Below are 318 nucleotides of genomic sequence, written 5' to 3' on the forward strand. Positions count from 1 at the left end.
TCCGGCTCGGCAGGAGGATCGGCATGGGTCTCGACATAGTGGTTTTCAAAAGTCTCTCAGCGATGGAACGGGAATTTCCAGGTTATCGCTTCGGGCGGGAGCCGATGACGGGCGAATGTTGGGTCATCTACCCTGAGGGCATTAATCTGGATTGGGACGCTGTCACAGTGCGCTCGTGGCGCGTCGGAAACATCATGCACGTCGCCGCACTCCGGGACGCGATTGCCGACCGTCTCGGCGAAGGGTCGCGTTTGGAACGGATCGTCCTCTATTCCGGCAGCCACACCGGCGATGCAATCGAAGAGCCGAGCTTTGTCG

1 protein-coding gene is annotated in these 318 nt (G+C 59.7%); it reads left to right on the forward strand.

Features of this window, described 5'->3' with window-relative positions; all coding sequences use genetic code 11:
* Positions 1-23: 23 nt before the first annotated feature.
* Positions 24-318, forward strand: a 295-nt coding sequence (locus EN857_RS33940; protein WP_135897723.1) for a hypothetical protein, incomplete at its 3' end; no start/stop codon positions are given.

Source organism: Mesorhizobium sp. M4B.F.Ca.ET.214.01.1.1, from assembly GCF_004791545.1.
Lineage (GTDB): Bacteria > Pseudomonadota > Alphaproteobacteria > Rhizobiales > Rhizobiaceae > Mesorhizobium > Mesorhizobium abyssinicae.